We start from the raw sequence: 16,832 nt of genomic DNA on the forward strand, positions 1-16,832 counted from the left end.
CGGGCGCTAAATAACAGAACGCCCGGCATAACCGGGCGTAAAGTTAAGAAAAAAGCAGCTTAGCGGCCAGAAATAGGCGGTACGAAGACCACGCCCATATCCCACGGCTGCTCAATCCAGGTATCCTGCGGGATATCGATCACGTAATCATTCACCAGCGGGCGACCGGCCGGCTTGGCGAAAATAGTGACGAAGTGGGCTTTCGGGTACATCTCACGGATAGCCACGGCGGTACCCCCGGTATCCACCAGATCGTCAATTACGATAAAGCCTTCACCGTCGCCTTCAGCACGTTTCAGCACTTTCAGCTCGCGCTGGTTGTCGTGGTCGTAGCTGGAGATGCAAACGGTATCAACATGGCGAATACCCAACTCACGGGCCAGCAGGGCAGCCGGTACTAAACCACCACGGCTGACGGCAATGATGCCTTTCCACTGTTCTGACGGCATCAGGCGCGCGGCCAGCTTGCGGGCGTGAATTTGCAACATGTCCCAGGTGACGACGTATTTTTCGCTCATGTGAAGTGTCCCAGCCTATTGTAAAACGGCTTAAATGTGTTCAGGGGAAAATGGGTTGCGCGAGATTATAGAGATCTGACGCACTAAAAACCAGTATTACGCGGCCCGCCCTGTGCTTTTTACACGTGTCACACTCAGACAGGCAATAAAGTGGTATTCTGAATTTCTCTCACCCGCATAGCGCGTGATGCTCTGTTATCGCTAATCCTGTGCCCTGCCCCCTTGTTCTGCAGGCCATTGACATGGAGAATCATTATGTCTGAACTGTCTCAACTATCCCCCCAGCCGCTGTGGGATATTTTTGCCAAGATCTGCTCTATTCCGCACCCCTCTTATCATGAAGAACAGCTTGCTGAACACGTTATGGGCTGGGCGAAAGAGAAAGGCTTTCATGCCGAGCGCGACCAGGTCGGCAACATCCTGATCCGCAAACCTGCCACCGCTGGCATGGAAAACCGCAAGCCGGTGGTGTTACAGGCGCACCTGGATATGGTGCCGCAGAAAAATCACGACACCGTGCACGACTTTACCGTCGATCCGATTCAGCCCTACGTTGACGGCGAGTGGGTAAAAGCCCGCGGCACGACCCTGGGCGCGGATAACGGTATCGGCATGGCCTCGGCGCTGGCGGTGCTGGCAGACGACGCTGTGGCTCACGGCCCGCTGGAAGTACTGCTGACCATGACTGAAGAAGCCGGTATGGACGGCGCATTTGGTCTGCAGGCTGGCTGGTTACAGGCTGATATCCTGATCAACACCGACTCTGAAGAAGAGGGTGAGATCTACATGGGCTGTGCTGGCGGCATCGACTTTATCTCCACGCTGGCTCTCTCCCGCGAAGCGGTTCCCGCTGGCTTGGAGACCTTCCGCCTGACGCTGAAGGGCCTGAAAGGCGGCCACTCCGGCGGCGATATCCACCTCGGTCTTGGCAACGCTAACAAGCTGCTGGCCCGCTTCCTCGCTGGCCACGCTGCCGAGCTGGATCTGCGTCTGCTGGACTTCAACGGCGGCACGCTGCGTAACGCGATTCCACGCGAAGCTTTCGCCACCGTTGCCGTTGCCGCAGATAAAGCTGAACAGCTGAAGACGCTGGCGGAGGCGTACCAGGCTATCCTGACCAACGAACTGGCGATCAAAGAGAAGAACCTGACCGTGCAGCTGGAGAGCGTTGCCTCTGATAAAGCCGCGCTGACGACCGCTTCCCGCGACGCGTTTGTTCAACTGCTGAACGCCACGCCGAACGGCGTGATCCGCAACTCTGACGTCGCGAAAGGCGTGGTGGAAACCTCCCTGAACGTGGGCGTGGTGACCATGCAGGACGAGAGCGCAGAGATCATCTGCCTGATCCGCTCCCTGATCGACAGTGGTAAAGAGTACGTGGTCAGCATGCTGGAGTCGTTAGGCACGCTGGCAGGCGCGCAGACCTCGGCGAAAGGCAGCTATCCAGGCTGGCAGCCGGATGCAAAATCTCCGGTAATGCAGCTGGTGCGTGAAACCTATCAGCGTCTGTTCGACAAAACGCCGAACATCCAGGTGATCCACGCTGGTCTTGAGTGCGGCCTGTTCAAAAAGCCGTACCCGGATATGGACATGGTCTCTATTGGGCCAACCATCACCGGTCCGCACTCTCCGGATGAGCAGGTACACATTGAAAGCGTGGGCCAGTACTGGACCCTGCTGACCGAACTGCTGAAGTCCATTCCAGCGAAATAGACAGTAACGCCCGGTGGCGGCTTCGCCTTACCGGGCCTACAGAGATCGAGCTACAGGCCCGGTAGGCATTACGCCGCCGGGCTTTTTACAACCCCAGCACTAACTGCCTTTCAAGCTGCGGATCGAGCAGCGTCACATGCAATCCCACCAGCCGTACGCCTCGCTCTCCCCGCCGCTCATCCCATACATTACGGGCAGTGGCGATCAGATCCTCTTTATTCAGCTGCGGCCAGACGTGCTCCTGGGTAGTCTGCTGAAAATCGTTAAACTTGAGCTTTACCCCCTGACGGGCGATCAGCAGATCCGGCTTAACGGCGGCCAGCCGCCGCTCCAGCTCCGGGTAGAGGCGCTCGATAATCGCCACACACTCCTCCCATTCGTGGATATCTTCCGCCAGGGTTCGTTCCACGCCCACCGACTTGCGCAGCCGCTCACCGGTGATCTCTCGCTCGTCAATGCCCTGGCTACGCTCCCAGAGCACGCGGCCAAACTTTCCGAAGCGTTTGAGGAGCATGGCGAGATCGCTCTTCTGCACGTCTTCGCAGGTGCGCAGGCCGAGCGTCTCCAGCTTTGCGGCCGAGACTTTGCCCACGCCCGGGATCTTCGCCAGCGGCAGCGTCTTCAGAAAGGCGGGCACCTCGTCCGGGGTAATGACGTACTGGCCGTTGGGCTTGTTGAGGTCAGAGGCGATCTTAGCCAGAAACTTAACTGGCGCAACGCCCGCCGAGGCGGTGAGCTGCAGCTCGTTAAAGATGCTCTGGCGGATCTCCTGGGCCATCAGGGTGGCCGAGCCGTGGCAGTGCACGCTGTCGGTCACGTCGAGAAAGGCTTCATCCAGCGAGAGAGGTTCAATGCGTGAGGTATAGCGGGAGAAGATCGCCTGAATATGCCGCGAGGCTTCTTTATAGGCATCGAAGCGCCCCGGCAACAGGGTGAGATGCGGGCAGAGCTTGAGCGCCATTCCGGTAGGCATCGCGCTGCGGACGCCAAACTTGCGCGCCGGGTAGTTCGCGGTGCTGATGACGCCCCGCCGCTCACGGCTTCCGCCGATGGCGATAGGGATATTTCGCAGGGCGGGATTGTCGCGCATCTCAACCGCTGCGAAAAAGCAGTCCATATCAACATGTATTATTTTTCGCATCTGCTTAGTTTGCCTGGGAAGTCTCTGCCCTCACTGGATAAGTATACAGCCTTTGCGGATAAAATGAGAAGCACCGCTTATGCACAAGCTTAGCTAACGGTCTTGAATAGCGGTATGATGGGGCCTGAGCAAAACAATTTGTAAACTCCGCCTGGCGGGCTTGCGAAAAAATATGGGGGTGATAATGTGAGCGCTCCTAATACAGATTAGTCTTATTTCGGATCTCTTTTGCCGTCCTGGCAATATGGTAACCGCTTTATCAAGGAACAAGTAGTATGCGCATAATCGCATTATTCATTGCGATGCTTACAATACCGTGCGTCTCGTTTGCCGGCCTGCTCAGCAGCAACAGCTCAACAACGCCCGTTAGTAAAGAATACAAGCAGCAGTTAATGGGTTCCCCGGTCTATATCCAGATCTTTAAGGAAGAGCGCACGCTTGAGCTGTACGTCAAGATGGGCGAGCAGTACCAGCTGATGGATAGCTACAAGATCTGTAACTACTCCGGCGGTCTCGGTCCGAAACAGCGTCAGGGCGATTTCAAAAGTCCGGAAGGGTTCTATACCGTTCAGCGCAGCCAGCTTAAGCCGGATAGCCGCTTCTATAAGGCGATCAACATCGGCTTCCCTAATGCCTACGATCGCTCGCACGGCTATGAAGGAAAATACCTGATGATCCACGGGGCATGTGTTTCGGTAGGCTGTTACGCCATGACCGATTCCGGTATCGATGAGATCTTCCAGTTCGTCACCGGCGCACTGGTGTTTGGCCAGCAGGGCGTGCAGGTAAGCATCTATCCGTTCCGCATGACCGACGCTAATATGGCGCGCCATAAGAACTCTTACTATGCGGACTTCTGGAAGCAGCTGAAGCCAGGCTATGACTACTTCAATACCCTCCACCAGCCGCCGGTCGTCTCGGTGGTGGATGGCCGTTATGTGGTGAGCAAGCCGCTTAACAACAGCGGCGCGATCCAGCCTCAGCTGGCATCAAACTACACGCTCCCCGAGACAAAATAGCACCCACTCCCCTGGCATGATCTTGTGCCAGGTTTCATTGCCGGTAAGCGGCTGGGTAGCAATCACAGAGACCACGTCATTGGGCGTGGTCTCTTTTTGAAAGTCGATCTCAACATCCTGATCCAGCAGCTTGGCTACGCCAAACGGCGCTCTACGGGTGATCCAGAACAGATTCGTTGAGCAGAATGCCATCACGTAGCGTCCGTCCGACAGCAGCATATTGAACACGCCCTTCTCACGCAGCTCCCCCGCCAACGAGGCAATGTACTTAAACACCGCCGCCATATTGCCTGGCGTGCGCGGATAGCGGGCGGTGAGCTTATGCAGCAGCCAGCAAAACGCCTTCTCGCTGTCGGTCTCGCCAACCGGACGGAAGTTGCCGGTCTCCAGCGTTTTATACCCCGTCAGCTGCCCGTTGTGGGCGTAGGTCCAGTTGCGTCCCCACAGCTCGCGGGTAAAGGGATGGGTATTCTCCAGCGACACCTCTCCCCGATTGGCCTGACGAATATGGGCCACCACTGAACAAGACTTAATCGGGTAATCCTGAACCAGTTTCGCTATCGGAGAGTTGTAGCTGGGCTGCGGATCTTTGAACGTGCGACAGCCCTTGCCTTCGTAAAAGGTGATGCCCCAGCCGTCTTTGTGCGGCCCGGTTCCCCCACCCCGCTGAACCAGCCCGGTAAAACTAAAGCAAATATCGGTAGGCACATTGGCGCTCATCCCGAGCAGTTCGCACATACAACACCTCCACAGCTTATCGGGGGCCTAGCCCCCGTACGACGTCTTAAGCCTTCACCATCTCTTTTTCGATCAGCTGAATCAAGATGTGGATCACTTTGATATGAATTTCCTGAATGCGGTCGGCGTAGCCAAAGTGCGGAACGCGGATCTCAATGTCGGCGCTACCGGCCATTTTGCCGCCGTCTTTGCCAGTCAGGGTAATTACCTTCATCCCTTTTGCGCGCGCAGCGTCGATGGCTTTGATGACGTTGCCGGAGTTGCCGGAGGTGGAGATACCCAGCAGCACGTCGCCCTCGCGGCCTACCGCTTCTACATAGCGGGAGAAGATGTAGTCGTAGCCAAAGTCGTTACCGACGCAGGAGATGTGGCTGACGTCAGAGATAGCGATAGCCGGGTAGCCCGGACGGTTCTCGCGGTAGCGACCGGTCAGCTCTTCGGCAAAATGCATCGCATCACAGTGGGAACCGCCGTTGCCGCAGGAGAGCACTTTGCCACCGGCTTTGAAGCTGTCGGCCAGCAGTACCGCGGCGCGCTGGATGGCGTGAATATTGGCGTCATCCTGCAGAAAGTTAGCCAGCGTCTCTGCTGCTTCATTCAGTTCGTTACGAATCAGATCCTGGTACATAAGATGTCCTTCAGAATAGATAAATTTTACGTGCGCAGTTTACCGGATAGCACCACACGCGAGAAGCTAAAGCCACACTTATCACCGGACGTTTTAGGTATACGTGCTCTCATCATCATCAACAATGTGAACCAGGTTGTAATTACTTTGTAAACACATTGCTAAATATAGTCGCATCCACTACAACAATAACATCCTAAGTGGTCAGACCTCCTACAAGCCAGGGAGCAATTGTTTATGATGATTTTGAGTCTTATCGCAACCGTCGTACTGATTGGCGCGCTGTTTTACCATCGCGTCAGCCTGTTTTTAAGTAGCCTGATCCTGCTGGCCTGGACCGCCGCGCTCGGCGTTTCCGGCCTGTGGTCTATCTGGGTGCTGGTACCGCTCGCCATTATCCTGGTGCCGTTCAATCTGCCCGCGATGCGTAAATCGATGATCTCCGCCCCGGCATTTCGTGGCTTCCGCAAGGTAATGCCGCCGATGTCGCGCACCGAGAAAGAGGCCATTGACGCCGGGACCACATGGTGGGAAGGCGATCTGTTCCGTGGTAATCCGGACTGGAAAAAGCTGCATAGCTATCCGCAGCCGCGCCTGACGGCCGAAGAGCAGGCGTTTATTGACGGGCCGGTGGAAGAGGCCTGCCGCATGGCGAATGATTTTCAGATCACCCATGAGATGGCCGACCTGCCTCCCGAACTGTGGGCGTATCTGAAAGAGCACCGCTTCTTTGCGATGATCATCAAAAAAGAGTACGGCGGCCTTGAGTTCTCGGCCTATGCCCAGTCTCGCGTGCTGCAGAAGCTCTCTGGCGTCTCTGGTATTCTGGCCATCACCGTCGGCGTGCCTAACTCCTTAGGCCCAGGCGAATTGCTGCAACACTACGGTACCGAAGAGCAGAAAAACCATTATCTGCCGCGTCTGGCCCGTGGGGATGAGATCCCCTGCTTTGCACTGACCAGCCCGGAAGCGGGTTCCGATGCCGGTGCTATCCCGGATACCGGTGTCGTCTGCATGGGCGAGTGGCAGGGCGAGCAGGTGCTCGGCATGCGCCTGACCTGGAACAAACGCTATATCACGCTGGCCCCCATCGCGACCGTGCTGGGCCTGGCGTTTAAACTCTCCGACCCGGAAAAACTGCTGGGCGGCGACGAAGAGCTGGGCATTACCTGTGCGCTGATCCCTACCAACACGCCCGGCGTGGAGATTGGCCGTCGCCACTTCCCGCTTAACGTTCCATTCCAGAACGGTCCGACCCGCGGACAGGATATCTTTGTACCCATTGACTACATCATTGGCGGGCCAAAAATGGCCGGTCAGGGCTGGCGGATGCTGGTGGAGTGCCTGTCGGTAGGCCGCGGCATTACCTTGCCGTCCAACTCTACGGGTGGTCTGAAGTCGGCTGCGATGGGTATCGGCGCTTACGCTCACATTCGTCGCCAGTTCCGTATCGCCATTGGCAAGATGGAAGGCATCGAGGAGCCGCTGGCACGCATTGCCGGTAACGCCTACGTGATGGATGCCGCCGCGTCGCTGATCACCTACGCCATCGTACTTGGTGAAAAACCTGCGGTGCTCTCTGCTATCGTCAAATATCACTGTACCCACCGTGGTCAGCAGTCGATTATTGATGCCATGGATATCGCTGGCGGCAAAGGTATTATGCTCGGTGAGGGCAACTTCCTTGCCCGCAACTACCAGGGCGCACCGATCGCTATCACCGTGGAAGGGGCTAACATCCTTACCCGCAGTATGATGATCTTCGGCCAGGGGGCGATCCGCTGCCACCCTTATGTACTGGATGAGATGGCCGCTGCTCAGAGCAACGATCTTAACGCTTTCGATAAGCTGCTGTTCAAACACATCGGCCACGTGGGCAGCAACACGGTGCGCAGCTTCTGGCTTGGCCTGACTCGCGGCCTGACCAGCAGCACGCCAACCGGGGATGCGACCCGCCGCTACTATCAGCACCTTAATCGCATGAGCGCCAACCTGGCGATGCTGTCGGATGTCTCGATGGCGGTGTTGGGCGGTAGCCTGAAACGTCGGGAACGCATCTCGGCACGTCTGGGGGATATTCTGAGCCAGATCTTCCTCGCCAGCGCGACGCTGAAACGCTACGACGATGAAGGCCGTCACGAAGCCGATCTGCCGCTGGTCCACTGGGGCGTGCAGGATGCGCTCTACAAGGCTGAGCAAGCGATGGACGACCTGCTGGCAAACTTCCCGAACCGTGGCGTTGCCGCCCTGCTCCGCGCGACCATCTTCCCTACCGGGCGTCACTACCTTGCCCCGTCGGACAGGCTGGACCATGCGGTGGCGAAGATCCTGCAAACACCGTGTGCCACCCGCTCCCGCATTGGCCGCGGTCAGTACCTGACGGCCAGCGAGCATAACCCTGTCGGCCTGCTGGAAGACGCCCTGCTGGACGTGATGGCTGCGGATCCGATCCACCAGCGCATCTGTAAAGAGTTCGGTAAAAACCTGCCGTTTACCCGTCTGGATACGCTGGCTAAAGAGGCGCTCGATAAAGGGATCATCAGTGCTGACGAAGCGCGGATCCTGACCAAAGCCGAAGAGAGCCGCCTGCGCAGTATCAACGTGGATGATTTTGAGGCAGACGCGCTGGCTACCCAGCCGGTCAAGCCCCTGCTCCCTATGCTGCCGGAAAAAGTGCGTAAAATCGAAGCCGCGTAACGTTATCTGTGCTGCAACCGACCCTGCCTCCGGGCAGGGTTTTTTATTGCCACACATTCACGTTTTGCCGTGGTAGAGTGTTCGGACGCTACAAAAATGGGGAGACTCATCGTGCCTGGTTTTAAAATTACGCTGTTGCAACAGCCGCTGGTGTGGATGGATGGCCCGGCTAATCTGCGGCACTTCGATCGCCAACTGGAAACGATTATCGGGCGCGACGTTATCGTTCTGCCGGAGATGTTCACGACGGGTTTTGCTATGCAGGCCGCGCAGCAGTCGCTGCCGCAGAGTGAAGTGATTGCATGGATGCAGGCCAAAGCCCAGCAGACCAATGCCCTGGTTGCCGGTAGCGCAGCGCTGCAGAGCGAGCGCGGGCCGGTAAACCGCTTCCTGCTGGTTGAGCCGGAGGGCAAGGTGCATAGCTATGATAAGCGTCATCTGTTTCGCATGGCTGATGAGCATCACCACTACGAAGCCGGTACCGAGCGCGTGGTGTTTGAGTGGCGTGGCTGGCGCATTCTGCCTCTGGTCTGCTACGACCTGCGCTTCCCGGTCTGGTCACGCAACCGCAACGACTATGACCTCGCCCTGTACGTAGCTAACTGGCCTGCGCCGCGTTCGCTGCACTGGCAGGCGCTGCTGGTGGCACGGGCCATTGAGAACCAGGCCTATGTTGCGGGCTGTAACCGCGTCGGCACCGACGGCAACGGGCATCACTATCGCGGCGACAGCCGAATTGTCAGCCCACAGGGTGAGATCCTCGCTACCGCCGAGCCACATCAGGCGACACGTATTGATGCCGAGCTGTCGCTGGCCGCACTGAAAGATTATCGCGAAAAGTTCCCGGCCTGGCAGGATGCCGATCCCTTTACGCTGGAGAAGTGATGTCACTAACGGGTACGCCGCTGCCCGTTTGGAGAACAAAAACGACGAAGGCCTGAATCATTGCTGACTCAGGCCTTCTGAATAGTGGCGGAACGGACGGGACTCGAACCCGCGACCCCCTGCGTGACAGGCAGGTATTCTAACCGACTGAACTACCGCTCCGCGTTGTGTTCCCTTGGGAACGAGGCGAATAGTACGTATTGCCTCGCACGCCGTCAACGCTTTTTCACGGCTTTTGCATCGTTTGCTGCAAAAATCGCCCGGGCGCTGTTTTTATCCACAAAACAAGAGGTTTCAGGCCCGCCACAGGCAGGAACCGCCCTTCTTTTGCACCAGATCGAGACGCGACTCATGCGCCATCACCTCTTCATCGCTGGCTAATACCACGCGAAGCGAATTGGCCCGACGCACAACGCGCTGAATAGTGGCCTCGCCCTGCGCCTGCTGATTCTCCCCTTCGACGGAGAACGCCATAGCGGTCTGCCCGCCCGTCATCATTAAGAAGACGTCGGCGAGGATCTGGGCATCGAGCAGCGCCCCGTGCAGCGTTCGCTTGCTGTTATCTATCTCATAGCGTGAGCAGAGGGCATCCAGGCTGTTGCGCTTGCCGGGGAACATCTTCCTTGCCATCGCCAGGCTATCGGTCACCTTACAGAAGGTGTCCGTTTTAGGAATGCCCCGGTTCAGCTTGCTGAACTCATAGTCCATAAAGCCAATATCAAACGATGCGTTGTGGATCACCAGCTCAGCGCCGCGTATGTAGTCGATAAACTCATCGGCGACGTCGCTGAACAGCGGCTTATCCAGCAAAAACTCATCTGCAATCCCGTGCACGCCAAAGGCTTCCGGATCCACCAGCCGATCCGGCTTAAGGTAGACGTGGAAGTTATTGCCGGTCAGGCGGCGGTTGATCACCTCTACCGCGCCGATTTCAATAATCTTATGTCCTTCATAGTGGGCACCGATCTGGTTCATACCGGTGGTTTCCGTATCAAGGACGATCTGTCGTGTAATTGCAGTGCTCATAGCGGTCATTTATGTCAGACTTGTCGTTTTACGTCGATTTCAACTACAGGAAGTCTACCAGAGATGCTCAAACAGGTAGAAATTTTCACCGATGGATCTTGCTTAGGGAACCCAGGGCCAGGCGGCTACGGTGCTATTTTACGCTATCAACAGCATGAAAGAACCTTCAGCGAAGGATATCGTCTTACGACCAACAACCGGATGGAGCTGATGGCGGCCATCGTCTCTCTTGAAGCGCTGAAAGAGCACTGCGAAGTGGTGCTGAGCACCGATAGCCAGTACGTCCGCCAGGGGATCACCCAGTGGATCCACAACTGGAAAAAGCGCGGCTGGAAAACGGCCGATAAGAAACCGGTGAAGAATGTCGATCTCTGGAAGCGGCTGGATGCGGCACTCAGCCAGCATCAGATCCGCTGGGAGTGGGTTAAAGGCCACGCGGGCCATCCGGAAAACGAACGCTGCGACGAGCTGGCCCGTAGCGCCGCTATGAATCCAACTCAAGAAGACGTGGGCTATCAGTCCGAGAGCTAATCAGGGTTTGCGGTACTGACGGGTTGCACCAACCGCCTGAGGCACCCGTGCTTTCGCTTTACTCTGCTTCATCGGGTTGAGCGTTAGCGGGATAGTCCGCTTGCGGGCAACGATAAGCTGCATACAGCCCAGCGCCGGCAGATGGGTAGTCAGTACTTTTCCCCCCTGCCGGGTCCAGGGCAGCACCTGAAAACCGCTATGATGCACAACTTCGAAGTTGAGCAGCGATAGCCAGTCGAGCTGGCGCATCATGGTAAACATCCGGCTGCGGTAGACCGCTGACCGACGCTTGATGGGCAATGCCTTGCGCAATCCAAGCAGGCTGACGGGGTTAAACCCGCTCAGTATCAGCCAGCCATCGTCAATCAACACGCGATCGGCCTCATTTAACAGGCGATGGGGATCCTGGCACCAGCTTAAGGTATGGGCCAGCAGGCAGGCGTCCACGGATTTATTCTCAAAGGGAAGATGCAGCGGATCGGCTCTGACCTGCGCAGGCTCGCCCTGCAGTGAGACATTAACCTGATGCGAGATAGCGCAGCTTTCGGCATTGATTTCCGCGCTGAGATTGCCAATCTTAAGCAGGTGAAATCCGTAGATTTTTGCGAACCAGGGCTTAAGCTGCTGTTCCAGCGCCTCGCGGTAGTATTCGCCACGGGAAAACTCAGCCCAGTGGGCGGGTGCTGACAACGTTCGAGGTATCCTTGCCGGTTTCATCACAACCTTCCGCTACGCTTTGAGAGGTATTATATGAATCTTAACAGTATTCCCGCATTTCAGGATAACTACATCTGGGTGTTAAGCAATGACGAGGGTCACTGTGTGATTGTCGATCCGGGCGAAGCGGCTCCGGTGCTTAAGGCAATTCAAGAAAACCAGTGGCAGCCCAAAGCGATTCTGCTCACCCACCACCACCACGATCACGTTGGCGGCGTGAAAGAACTCTGCCAGCAGTTCCCGGACGCAGTGGTATATGGGCCGGAAGAGACACGAAATAAAGGGGCAACGAAATGCGTAGTCGAGGGGGATAAGCTCACTCTTTTGGGCTACGAATTTTCTGTTTTTGCAACGCCGGGCCATACGCTAGGCCACCTCTCTTACTACACAATTCCTTACCTTTTTTGCGGCGACACGCTGTTTTCAGGCGGCTGTGGCAGACTTTTCGAAGGTACTGCGGATCAGATGTATCAATCTTTTCAAAAAATTAACGCACTTCCCGGTGAAACGGTTATATGTTGCGCGCATGAATATACATTAACGAATATGAAGTTTGCCCAGCATATTCTGCCCAATGACGCGGCTATTGAGGATTATCTTAATAAAGTGAAGCAGTTACGGGCAAAAAACCACCCAACGCTGCCCGTTACGCTGGAAAATGAGCGCCGGATTAATGTTTTTCTACGCACTGAAGATCCTGATTTAATTACTGTTATTGCCAAAGAAACAACTTTGCAACAGCCTAATACACGTTTTGCATGGTTGAGGTCAAAGAAAGACGCTTTCTGAAATTTCATACTTGTCATCTGGATCCTTCGCCGTTATGATTGCTCGTCTTTTAAGCAACTATTGACTCACACACATGAAGGCACAAGCGATATTACTCGCCTCTGTCCTGCTCGTGGGTTGTCAGGCGTCTAATCACGACGGCAACGTACAACAGCACGCACAGAGCCTTTCTGCAGCTAGTCAAGGGGAAGCAGGTCAGTTTACAAGTCAGGCGCGGTGGATGGACGATGGAACATCCCTCGCGCAGGATCAGGACTTATGGGCTGCCATTGGCGACGAGCTAAAGATGGGAATTCCGGAAAATGACCGGATTCGCGAACAGAAACAGAAGTATTTAAGCAACAAGAGCTATCTCCACGATGTAACTTTACGGGCAGAGCCGTATATGTACTGGATAGCAGGGCAAGTTAAGAAACGTAACATGCCTATGGAACTGGTACTACTACCCATAGTGGAGAGCGCTTTTAACCCGCACGCGACGTCTGGCGCCAATGCCGCAGGCATTTGGCAGATCATTCCGAGCACGGGGCGCAACTACGGTTTGAAACAGACTCGCACTTACGATGCGCGTCGTGACGTTGTGGCATCAACTACGGCCGCACTCGACATGATGCAGCGTCTTAACCGCATGTTTGACGGCGACTGGTTGTTAACGGTGGCTGCCTATAACAGCGGCGAAGGGCGTGTCATGAAGGCAATGAAAGCGAATAAATCGCGGGGTAAACCCACCGATTTCTGGTCGCTCTCCTTGCCTCAGGAAACGAAAATTTACGTGCCAAAAATGCTGGCCTTGAGTGATATCCTCAAGAACAGCAAGCGCTACGGTGTTCGTCTGCCTACGCCTGACGACAGCCGCGCGCTGGCCCGCGTTCGGCTGAACAGTCCGGTTGGCATGAGCCAGCTGGCGGATATGGCCGGCATGCCGGTAAGCAAGCTGAAAACCTTTAACGCTGGCGTTAAGGGCTCGACGCTGGGCTCCGGTGGACCGCAGTATGTAATGGTGCCGCAGAAGCATGCTGAGCAGTTGCGTGAATCGCTGGCCTCGGGTGAAATCGCTGCCGTACAGCCGACGCTGATGGCGAATAACACCCCGCTGACCAGCCGCAGCTATAAGGTACGTTCTGGCGATACGCTTTCCGGCATTGCTTCACGCCTGGGTGTGACTGCTAAGGATCTCCAGCAATGGAATAGCCTGCGCGGTTCAACCCTGAAGGTTGGGCAGAGCCTGACCGTTGGTGCAGGCAGCAGCGCACAGCGTCTTGCCAGCAACAGCGATAGCGTTAAGTATCGCGTGCGTAAAGGCGATTCGCTCTCCAGCATTGCGAAAGATTACGGCGTAAATATCAAGGATGTGATGCGCTGGAATGACGGTACGGATAACTTGCAGCCTGGGGATCAGCTCACGCTGTTTGTGAAAGATAGCGCCACGCCAGACTCCTGATCAGCAAACCGTTTCAGATAAAAAGCACCGTTTCCCCCGGTGCTTTTTTTATTGCTGTTTGCGTAAATTAGCGTTTTTTCGCCTCAATAAACACGATATCGCTGGTAAAAGAACCACTGTCTTGCAGCTCAAAATAGGCTTTTACCGCCTGCGAGGCACTGTTTTGATAGGGCCGAATCGCCTTGCTCAGCGCATCCGGCGTCCGCATACGGGCGATCCAGGAGGAGAACTCCAGCACCAGTCGATCGGTAACTAAATCACAGGTAGTGAGCCCCACCTCGTTAATCTGCGCCAGCCACTGGCCGCTAGAGTAGTTGCGCACGTGAGAGGTATCGCGCAACGCTTCAACCGTTTGCAACCATATATCACGTACTGGCTCGCCAGGCGACATCACATCCATCAGGAATACCGTTCCACCCGGTTTCAGGACGCGCTTAATCTCACGCAGGGCCTGGCCAAGATCCTGCCAGTGGTGCGCTGAATAGCGGCTAATGACTACATCAAAGGTCTCATCGGCAAAAGGTAAATGCTCCGCATAGCCTTGCTGGATGCTGATATTACCCAGGCCTTTCTCTTTTGCCGCAGCGGCTACCACGCCCAGCATATCGCTGGAAAGATCGTACGCCGTTACCTGCCCTACTACAGCCGCGGCGGTAAAGCTGGCATGTCCTCCGCCACAGCCGACGTCTAACAGGTGGGCTTGAGGGAAGCGCTGGAGACGCTCGCGCAGCCGCTCTAAATCACGGCCTACGGCATGCACGGCGCTGGTTAAGTAGGCGTTCGCCTGGGAGCCAAACTGCTCTTCAACGTTATCATGGTGGGATTTTTCTGCCATTGTGCTGTCCTTTTAAGTTAAGTAAAAAAGAGGGCAGCACCCGCGTTTAGGCCTGCCCTACGGCAGACCTGACGCACCACTATTTATCAGGCTTGCCGGGACTGAATTCAACGAGTAGCGGGTTATGATCGGAGGCGCGGGTGATCAGCACTGAGGCTTCATTCACGTTCAGGCCACGATAGAAGATAAAATCGAGCGGGCGACCAAACGCCCGACGGCGGTTGTCATCCGTAAAGCGTACCTGACGCAGCGACATCTCCCGAGAGAAGCGATAGAGCGCATTCATACGCTGGCGGCTCCAGGCATTGAAATCGCCAGCCATGATCACCGGGCCATTATGTTGGGCGATCTGATCCCCTATAGGCAGCAGCTGCTTGCTATAGACATCAACCCCCAGGCTGAAGTTGACCGCATGGACGTTGACGACCATCAGCAGGCGTCCATCAGGCAGAGGATAGACCGTCACGAGGGCCGATTTTGCCAGCCGCAGGATCGGCTCACGTTCGCGCAGCGGGCAGCAGTAAACCGGATGCGCCGAGGCTAGCGTCATGACCCCAGAGGGATGCTGAGGCAGCACAAAGGCCGGGACCTGATCTGCCGCCAGATAGTTGGTAGTGGCAAAACGGATAAGCTCAGGCGTGGTTTGCGCCTCCTGCAGCAGCACGAGGTGGGCATCTTTACCAAAATTCTGCAGTACCGACTGCCACTCTGCGCGTTGCTGCTTAAAGATGTTCCACACCAGAACGCGGATATTCTCTTCCTGGCTCAGCGGCGCGCCTGGAGGCGATGCCTGGCCAATGGTCGCGAATGACCCGGGCGGCAGGATCCGCTCGGCGGGTTGTCCCGCGATATAGCGCATGGCATGGGTATGTTTTCGCACTTTGGGCTTCTTACCTCTGTAACCTGTTTACCCTGGATACCAGGGCCACTCTCTCTGTTATAGGGATTTTAGCGCACACTTTCAACGCTGCATGTAAAAACAGATGTTTTGCTAACTGAGTGACACCCAATACAGACGCATGGTTAAATAACAAAAATCGATAAAATGCAGATAAAATTTTGCTACAGGTGCAAAAATGAAGGCAACATCAGAAGAGCTGGCTATATTTGTCGCCGTAGTGGAGAGCGGAAGCTTTAGCCGTGCCGCTGAGCAGCTAGGCCAAGCCAATTCGGCCGTTAGCCGGGCGGTAAAGAAGCTGGAGACCAAGCTGGGCGTGAGCTTGCTTAACCGCACGACGCGTCAACTGAGCCTGACCGAGGAGGGTGAGCGCTATTTCCGCCGCGTGCAGCTCATTCTTCAGGAGATGGCGGCGGCAGAAAACGAGGTGATGGAGCATCAGCAGATCCCGCGCGGGCTGCTGCGTATCGACGCCGCGACGCCCGTTGTGTTGCATTTTCTCATGCCTATGATTAAGCCATTCCGTGAGCGTTATCCGGAGGTGACGCTCTCGCTGGTCTCTTCAGAGACCTTTATTAACCTGATCGAGCGTAAAGTTGACGTTGCTATTCGTGTTGGCACGCTAACTGACTCCAGCCTGCGCGCCCGACCTTTGTTTAAAAGCTCTCGCAGGATGATCGCCTCCCCTGCCTATCTGGCTAAATACGGTACGCCGCAGAGCGTGGATGACCTTAAGCATCATATCTGCATGGGCTTTACCGAGCCTGTTTCGCTTAATACCTGGCCGATTGCCTGTGAAGATGGGCAGCTATATGAAATCAACAGTGGGATCACCTCTAACAGCGGCGAAACGCTGAAATATCTCTGTCTTTCCGGGAACGGTATTGCCTGTCTGTCTGACTATATGACGGATAAGGAGATTGCCAGCGGTGAGCTGGTTGAGGTGCTGGCGGATAAGCGTCTGCCGGTAGAGATGCCGTTCAGCGCGGTTTACTACAGCGACAGAGCCGTCAGCACGCGCATCCGTGCCTTCGTCGACTTTCTCAGTGAGTATGTGAAACAGCGTCAGCAGCCTTGAAGCTGGCGTTTGCGCTGTAAATAGCAGGCAAAAAAAAACCGTATCTCGTGAGAGATACGGCTTCTTAAATAAGTGGCGGAACGGACGGGACTCGAACCCGCGACCCCCTGCGTGACAGGCAGGTATTCTAACCGACTGAACTACCGCTCCACCGAATTTCTTTGTCACTAACCGGGTA

16 protein-coding genes and 2 tRNA genes are annotated in these 16,832 nt (G+C 55.9%); 8 read left to right on the forward strand and 10 right to left on the reverse strand.

Features of this window, described 5'->3' with window-relative positions:
- Window positions 1-59 precede the first annotated feature (59 nt).
- Window positions 60-518: a xanthine phosphoribosyltransferase gene (gpt, locus tag WFN61_RS20075; RefSeq protein WP_042395309.1), complete on the reverse strand. Its 459-nt coding sequence runs from the start codon at window positions 516-518 to the stop codon at window positions 60-62.
- Window positions 519-773: 255 nt separating this feature from the next.
- Here gpt and pepD point away from each other — a divergent pair, with 255 nt between their 5' ends.
- Entirely contained in the window at window positions 774-2,231 is a 1,458-nt protein-coding gene (gene pepD, locus WFN61_RS20080; protein ID WP_337039131.1) for a cytosol nonspecific dipeptidase, read from the forward strand.
- A gap of 85 nt (window positions 2,232-2,316) precedes the next feature.
- Here the strand turns inward: pepD and dinB are convergent, their stop codons facing one another.
- The gene (gene dinB, locus WFN61_RS20085; protein ID WP_337039132.1) at window positions 2,317-3,372 is read right to left on the reverse strand and encodes a DNA polymerase IV; all 1,056 of its coding nucleotides are present in this window, start codon (window positions 3,370-3,372) and stop codon (window positions 2,317-2,319) included.
- 275 nt (window positions 3,373-3,647) lie between these two features.
- Here dinB and dpaA point away from each other — a divergent pair, with 275 nt between their 5' ends.
- A complete protein-coding gene (dpaA, locus tag WFN61_RS20090) occupies window positions 3,648-4,391 on the forward strand; it encodes a peptidoglycan meso-diaminopimelic acid protein amidase (RefSeq protein ID WP_144819262.1) in 744 nt (247 codons plus the stop codon).
- On the opposite strand, the gene WFN61_RS20095 is transcribed toward dpaA, so the two are convergent.
- Both WFN61_RS20095 and lpcA read right to left on the reverse strand, forming a co-directional pair.
- Entirely contained in the window at window positions 4,362-5,129 is a 768-nt protein-coding gene (locus WFN61_RS20095; RefSeq protein ID WP_042396149.1) for a class II glutamine amidotransferase, read from the reverse strand. The genes dpaA and WFN61_RS20095 overlap by 30 nt on opposite strands.
- Window positions 5,130-5,175: 46 nt before the next feature.
- Window positions 5,176-5,757, reverse strand: a complete 582-nt coding sequence (gene lpcA, locus WFN61_RS20100) for a D-sedoheptulose 7-phosphate isomerase (RefSeq protein ID WP_042396145.1) — start codon at window positions 5,755-5,757, stop codon at window positions 5,176-5,178.
- A gap of 237 nt (window positions 5,758-5,994) precedes the next feature.
- On the opposite strand from lpcA, the gene fadE reads away from it, so the two are divergent.
- Together fadE and WFN61_RS20110 are read left to right on the forward strand one after the other, a co-directional pair.
- Window positions 5,995-8,454, forward strand: coding sequence for an acyl-CoA dehydrogenase FadE (gene fadE / locus WFN61_RS20105; RefSeq protein WP_144819260.1), 2,460 nt, complete (start codon window positions 5,995-5,997; stop codon window positions 8,452-8,454).
- Between the two features lie 111 nt (window positions 8,455-8,565).
- Window positions 8,566-9,339, forward strand: coding sequence for an amidohydrolase (locus tag WFN61_RS20110; RefSeq protein WP_144819258.1), 774 nt, complete (start codon window positions 8,566-8,568; stop codon window positions 9,337-9,339).
- A gap of 85 nt (window positions 9,340-9,424) precedes the next feature.
- Here the strand turns inward: WFN61_RS20110 and WFN61_RS20115 are convergent.
- Window positions 9,425-9,501 (reverse strand) — tRNA-Asp (locus WFN61_RS20115).
- A gap of 132 nt (window positions 9,502-9,633) precedes the next feature.
- Complete coding sequence (dnaQ, locus tag WFN61_RS20120) at window positions 9,634-10,365, reverse strand: DNA polymerase III subunit epsilon (RefSeq protein ID WP_042396156.1); 732 nt, start codon at window positions 10,363-10,365, stop codon at window positions 9,634-9,636.
- Window positions 10,366-10,428: 63 nt separating this feature from the next.
- Between dnaQ and rnhA the strand changes: the two genes are divergently transcribed.
- On the forward strand, window positions 10,429-10,896 hold the full coding sequence (rnhA, locus tag WFN61_RS20125) for a ribonuclease HI (protein ID WP_312235591.1): 468 nt from the start codon (window positions 10,429-10,431) through the stop codon (window positions 10,894-10,896).
- On the opposite strand, the gene WFN61_RS20130 is transcribed toward rnhA, so the two are convergent.
- On the reverse strand, window positions 10,897-11,613 hold the full coding sequence (locus WFN61_RS20130; RefSeq protein WP_144819254.1) for a class I SAM-dependent methyltransferase: 717 nt from the start codon (window positions 11,611-11,613) through the stop codon (window positions 10,897-10,899).
- Between the two features lie 33 nt (window positions 11,614-11,646).
- Between WFN61_RS20130 and gloB the strand changes: the two genes are divergently transcribed.
- Window positions 11,647-12,402, forward strand: coding sequence for a hydroxyacylglutathione hydrolase (gloB, locus tag WFN61_RS20135; RefSeq protein ID WP_144819252.1), 756 nt, complete (start codon window positions 11,647-11,649; stop codon window positions 12,400-12,402).
- A 73-nt stretch (window positions 12,403-12,475) separates the two neighbouring features.
- On the forward strand, window positions 12,476-13,843 hold the full coding sequence (gene mltD, locus WFN61_RS20140) for a murein transglycosylase D (RefSeq protein ID WP_257756632.1): 1,368 nt from the start codon (window positions 12,476-12,478) through the stop codon (window positions 13,841-13,843).
- Between the two features lie 67 nt (window positions 13,844-13,910).
- Here mltD and WFN61_RS20145 read toward each other — a convergent pair whose 3' ends face one another.
- On the reverse strand, window positions 13,911-14,678 hold the full coding sequence (locus WFN61_RS20145; protein ID WP_337039133.1) for a class I SAM-dependent methyltransferase: 768 nt from the start codon (window positions 14,676-14,678) through the stop codon (window positions 13,911-13,913).
- Window positions 14,679-14,757: 79 nt separating this feature from the next.
- A complete protein-coding gene (locus WFN61_RS20150; RefSeq protein ID WP_144819246.1) occupies window positions 14,758-15,558 on the reverse strand; it encodes an endonuclease/exonuclease/phosphatase family protein in 801 nt (266 codons plus the stop codon).
- Between the two features lie 196 nt (window positions 15,559-15,754).
- Here WFN61_RS20150 and yafC point away from each other — a divergent pair, with 196 nt between their 5' ends.
- Window positions 15,755-16,654, forward strand: a complete 900-nt coding sequence (gene yafC / locus WFN61_RS20155; protein ID WP_312235592.1) for a DNA-binding transcriptional regulator YafC — start codon at window positions 15,755-15,757, stop codon at window positions 16,652-16,654.
- A gap of 73 nt (window positions 16,655-16,727) precedes the next feature.
- Here yafC and WFN61_RS20160 read toward each other — a convergent pair.
- Window positions 16,728-16,804 (reverse strand) — tRNA-Asp (locus tag WFN61_RS20160).
- Between the last annotated feature and the right edge of the window lie 28 nt (window positions 16,805-16,832).

The sequence above is a fragment of the Pseudescherichia sp. AS216 genome, from assembly GCF_037152055.1.
Lineage (GTDB): Bacteria > Pseudomonadota > Gammaproteobacteria > Enterobacterales > Enterobacteriaceae > Pseudescherichia.

Bases quoted from the DNA above. Each gene is read 5' to 3' on its own strand.
- mltD (WP_257756632.1), top strand. From the start codon at position 12,476: ATGAAGGCACAAGCGATATTACTCGCCTCTGTCCTGCTCGTGGGTTGT.
- dpaA (WP_144819262.1), top strand. From the start codon at position 3,648: ATGCGCATAATCGCATTATTCATTGCGATGCTTACAATACCGTGCGTC.
- lpcA (WP_042396145.1), bottom strand. From the start codon at position 5,757: ATGTACCAGGATCTGATTCGTAACGAACTGAATGAAGCAGCAGAGACG.
- rnhA (WP_312235591.1), top strand. From the start codon at position 10,429: ATGCTCAAACAGGTAGAAATTTTCACCGATGGATCTTGCTTAGGGAAC.
- WFN61_RS20145 (WP_337039133.1), bottom strand. From the start codon at position 14,678: ATGGCAGAAAAATCCCACCATGATAACGTTGAAGAGCAGTTTGGCTCC.
- dnaQ (WP_042396156.1), bottom strand. From the start codon at position 10,365: ATGAGCACTGCAATTACACGACAGATCGTCCTTGATACGGAAACCACC.
- WFN61_RS20095 (WP_042396149.1), bottom strand. From the start codon at position 5,129: ATGTGCGAACTGCTCGGGATGAGCGCCAATGTGCCTACCGATATTTGC.
- fadE (WP_144819260.1), top strand. From the start codon at position 5,995: ATGATGATTTTGAGTCTTATCGCAACCGTCGTACTGATTGGCGCGCTG.
- dinB (WP_337039132.1), bottom strand. From the start codon at position 3,372: ATGCGAAAAATAATACATGTTGATATGGACTGCTTTTTCGCAGCGGTT.
- yafC (WP_312235592.1), top strand. From the start codon at position 15,755: ATGAAGGCAACATCAGAAGAGCTGGCTATATTTGTCGCCGTAGTGGAG.
- pepD (WP_337039131.1), top strand. From the start codon at position 774: ATGTCTGAACTGTCTCAACTATCCCCCCAGCCGCTGTGGGATATTTTT.
- gloB (WP_144819252.1), top strand. From the start codon at position 11,647: ATGAATCTTAACAGTATTCCCGCATTTCAGGATAACTACATCTGGGTG.
- gpt (WP_042395309.1), bottom strand. From the start codon at position 518: ATGAGCGAAAAATACGTCGTCACCTGGGACATGTTGCAAATTCACGCC.
- WFN61_RS20130 (WP_144819254.1), bottom strand. From the start codon at position 11,613: ATGAAACCGGCAAGGATACCTCGAACGTTGTCAGCACCCGCCCACTGG.